The 2,603-nt window shown below is 68.8% G+C and carries 2 protein-coding genes and 1 pseudogene; all 3 read right to left on the reverse strand.

Translation table 11 applies throughout. The features are described from left to right. Positions 1-433: 433 nt before the first annotated feature. A complete protein-coding gene (locus tag AC07AG_RS42565; RefSeq protein ID WP_478762581.1) occupies positions 434-1,219 on the reverse strand; it encodes an ABC transporter permease in 786 nt (261 codons plus the stop codon). After that, positions 1,216-2,202 carry an ATP-binding cassette domain-containing protein gene (locus AC07AG_RS42570; protein ID WP_478762583.1) on the reverse strand — a complete coding sequence of 329 codons (987 nt, stop codon included), beginning with the start codon at positions 2,200-2,202 and terminating at the stop codon, positions 1,216-1,218. The genes AC07AG_RS42565 and AC07AG_RS42570 overlap by 4 nt, the downstream gene beginning before the upstream one ends. Before the next feature lie 221 nt (positions 2,203-2,423). After that, a pseudogene (locus AC07AG_RS42575) lies at positions 2,424-2,603 on the reverse strand (DUF1048 domain-containing protein); the annotation flags it as partial.

Here is a 2,603-nt window from a genome sequence, read left to right on the forward strand (position 1 = left end):
CACGATGCGAGGGCGGCCACCGCGAAGCTGGAGGCGACCCCCACCCCGCCGCCACAGAACACGAAACGAGCGAAGGAGGCGAAGGCACCGGGCGCTGCCTGCCGCCGACCCTGTGCTGTCTCCATGACCCCACCCCTTTCGCTGTCGAGAACCCCAGGGCGCCTCATCGACGCCCGCACGGAAACCGGCCTCTCCTCAATCGACCCCGCTGGCATCGACAACTCATCGGAGAAGTCAGTGGCACCGGCGCGGCAGGCCGCTGCGGTTGTTGCTCACGCCCGCCGAACAGCCTTGCTTCTCACGGGAGTTCCCATCGGTTGTGGCCGCCGCCCCGCCCTGCCTGCCCGGAGACGCCGACAGGGCGGCGTTCGCCGACGCGGAGTCGGAGGACGCCGCCCTGGAGCGGGACGGCTGCGGGCTGCAGCCCGCGCGCTTACTTTGCGTCGCGGTTGAACTGCGCCATCGACCAGCGGTAGCCGAGCACGATCAGGCCGGCGCACCAGGCGAGGGCGATCCACCAGTCGTTGCCGATCTCGGTGCCGAGGAGCAGGCCGCGCAGGGTCTCGATGGCGGGCGTGAAGGGCTGGTACTCGGCGATGGGCCGGAACCAGCCGGGCATCGTGTCGGCCGGGATGAAGGCGCTGGAGATGAGCGGCAGCAGGATCAGCGGCTGGGCGCTGTTGGCGGCCGCCTCGGCGTTCGGGCTGGCCGCGCCCATGCCGACCGCGATCCAGGTGAGCGCCACGGCGAACAGCGCGAGAAGTCCGAACGCGGCCAGCCATTCCAGGGCCGTGGCGTCGGTGGAGCGGAAGCCGATGGCCACGGCGACGGCGCCGACGAGGACCACGCTGGCGAGGCACTGCAGCACGCTGCCGACGACGTGCCCGATCATCATGGAGCCGCGGTAGATCTTCATCGTGCGGAAGCGGGCGATGAGGCCCTCGTTCATGTCCATGGAGACGTAGACCGCGGCACCGATCACGGTGCTTCCGATGGTCATCATCAAGATGCCCGGAACGATGTAGGCGATGTAGTCGGAGCGATCGCTGCCGCCGATGCCCGCGCTCATCACATCGCCGAAGATGTAGACGAAGAGCAGCAGCAACATGATCGGCGCGAGCAGCAGGTTCAGGGTTCCGGACGGGTAGCGCCGCGTGTGCAGGAGGTTGCGGCGCAGCATCGTGCTCGAGTCACGGATGGCGAGGGACAGGGCGCTCATCGGACGTTCTCCTTGGTCTGGCTGATGACGTTGGCCGGGCCGGTCAGGGCGAAGAAGACGTCGTCGAGGTCGGGGGTGTGCACGGTCAGCTCGTCCGCCTCGATGCCCTCCGAGTCGAGCCAGTCGAGGATGGACCGCAGTTCACGCTGGCTGCCGTCGCTGGGGATCTGGAGCGCCAGTGCCTCGTCGTCCGTGGTGACGTCGCGCAGGGCGGCCGCGGCGGACTGGTAGGCGACCGGGTCGGAGAAGCGGAGCCGGACGTGCCCACCGGGGATGAGCCGCTTGAGTTCCTCCGCGGTGCCCTCGGCGGCGATCTTGCCGTCGTTGAGTACGGCGATGCGGTCGGCGAGTTCGTCGGCCTCTTCGAGGTACTGGGTGGTGAGGAAGACGGTCACCCCGCCGGAGACCAGTCCGCGGATGATGCCCCACATGTTGTGGCGCGAGCGGGGGTCGAGGCCGGTGGTGGGCTCGTCGAGGAAGATGATCCGCGGGTTGCCGACCAGCGTCATGGCGATGTCCAGGCGGCGCTTCATGCCGCCGGAGTAGCTGGAGGCGGGCTTCTTCGCGGCCTCCACCAGGTCGAAGCGCTCCAGGAGTTCGGCCGCGACCCGGCGGCCCTCCTGCTTGGAGAGGTGGTGCAGGTCGGCCATGAGGAGCATGTTCTCCTCGCCGGTGATCAGGCCGTCGACGGCCGAGAACTGACCGGTGACACCGATCGCGGCGCGCACCGACTGGGGGTCGGCGGCCAGGTCGTGGCCGCCCACGTGCAGCTCGCCGGCGTCTGCGGTGATGAGCGTGGAGAGGATCTTCACGGCGGTGGTCTTCCCGGCGCCGTTCGGACCCAGCAGCGCGAACACGGACCCGGCCGGGATCTGCAGATCAATGCCGTCGAGCACGGTCTTGTCGCCGTACGCCTTTCGCAGACCGACGGCGGAGATGGCGGCCGACGACGTGCGACCATCACTCTTCACGGATGTGGGCATGACAGATGAAGGCATGGGGCCCTCCCGATCGAAGGCTGAGGTTAATGGGGGGTGGTTGATGGGAGCACGGCCGTTGTGAGGGGGCCGGCTCGGCTGAAGTTGTTGCCTCTCGACGCATCGATATCCACGTCGTGCGGCGCGCGCAACTTCTCGCCGTACTTTCTGCAGGACTTCTCAAGGCCCCACGCGGATCGCCGGTCAGGCAGTCGAGCGCGCGGCCCTCAGGCCTCGTTCGCGGCTTGGGTGATGGCGTCGGTGAGCTGTTTGCGGGCGCGGTCGGGGATGTAGCCGCCCTGGGAGTAGTTGTGGGCGAACGCGTCGACGAACTCGGCGGGGTCGTCGCCGACGATCCCGCGGATGGGGGTGGCGTCGGCCGCGGCCTGCTCGAAGAGGTCGGCGAG

The sequence above is a fragment of the Streptomyces sp. NPDC044044 genome, from assembly GCF_056434405.1.

Coding starts and splice junctions, on each gene's coding strand:
- AC07AG_RS42565 (WP_478762581.1), bottom strand. CDS start 1,219: ATGAGCGCCCTGTCCCTCGCCATCCGTGACTCGAGCACGATGCTGCGC.
- AC07AG_RS42570 (WP_478762583.1), bottom strand. CDS start 2,202: ATGCCCACATCCGTGAAGAGTGATGGTCGCACGTCGTCGGCCGCCATC.